The following is a 1,156-nucleotide window of genomic DNA, read 5'->3' as shown; positions in this document are numbered from 1 at the left end:
GCCCTGCAGGGCGGACACCGGGACGCTCACCGCGTCGGAGAGGCCGAGCTCCCGGGCCACGCGCCGCACGTCCTCGGCGATCGCGGTGAAGACCTCCTCGGCGTAGTCCACGAGATCGATCTTGTTGACCGCGACGATCACGTGCGGCACCCGCAGCAGGGCCACCACGCTGAGGTGGCGTCGGGTCTGCTCCACCACGCCCTTGCGGGCGTCCACGAGCAGCACGACGGCGTCGGCCGTCGAGGCGCCCGTGACGGTGTTCCGGGTGTACTGCACGTGCCCGGGGCAGTCGGCCAGCACGAAGGTGCGCCGGTCCGTGGCGAAGTACCGGTACGCGACGTCGATCGTGATCCCCTGCTCCCGCTCGGCGCGCAGGCCGTCGGTCAGCAGCGCCAGGTCCAGCCCGCCCTCGGCGCCGCCGAAGCCCCGCTCGGCGGAAGTGCGGGCCACGGCCTCGAGCTGGTCGGCCAGGACGGCCTTGGAGTCGTGCAGGAGGCGGCCCACGAGGGTGGACTTGCCGTCGTCGACCGAGCCGGCCGTGGCCAGGCGGAACAGGGTCCCGGCGGGGGCGCGCCGGTCCAGCAGTGCGGTGCTCATCAGAAGTACCCGTCCTTCTTGCGATCTTCCATGGCCGCCTCGGAGATGCGGTCGTCGGCGCGGGTGGCCCCGCGTTCGGTCAGGGTGGAGGCGGCGACCTCGAGCACGACGTCCTCGACGGTGGCGGCCTCCGAGAGGACGGCGCCGGTGCAGGACATGTCGCCCACCGTGCGGTAGCGCACCGTCCGCGTGGTGACCTCCTCGCCCTCGGCCGGGCGGGAGTGCTCCCCCACGGCGCGCCACATGCCGTCGCGGCGGAAGACCTCCCGCTCGTGCGCGTAGTAGATGGAGGGCAGCTCGATGCCCTCGCGGGCGATGTACCGCCACACGTCCAGCTCGGTCCAGTTGCTGATGGGGAACGCGCGGACGTGCTGGCCGGGGGTGTGACGGCCGTTGTAGAGGTTCCACAGCTCGGGGCGCTGGTTGCGCGGGTCCCACTGGCCGAACGCGTCCCGCAGGCTGATGATCCGCTCCTTGGCCCGCGCCTTGTCCTCGTCACGGCGGCCTCCCCCGAAGACGGCGTCGAACCGGTTGGTCCGGATCGTGTCCAGCAGGGGGG

2 protein-coding genes are annotated in these 1,156 nt (G+C 72.6%); both read right to left on the bottom strand.

All coding sequences use genetic code 11. The features are described 5' to 3' along the window. Positions 1-597: GTP-binding protein (locus ACFWJO_RS40275; RefSeq protein WP_386873318.1), on the bottom strand; the 597-nt coding region annotated here is incomplete at its 3' end. Beyond that, on the bottom strand, positions 597-1,156 hold a 560-nt coding region (gene cysD, locus ACFWJO_RS40270; RefSeq protein WP_386873316.1), incomplete at its 5' end, for a sulfate adenylyltransferase subunit CysD. The genes cysD and ACFWJO_RS40275, both read right to left, overlap by 1 nt.

The sequence above is a fragment of the Streptomyces sp. NPDC127092 genome, from assembly GCF_042722475.1.
Lineage (GTDB): Bacteria > Actinomycetota > Actinomycetes > Streptomycetales > Streptomycetaceae > Streptomyces.
Note: the sequence above shows the minus strand (reverse complement) of the source record. Positions and strands in the feature narration are given on the sequence as shown.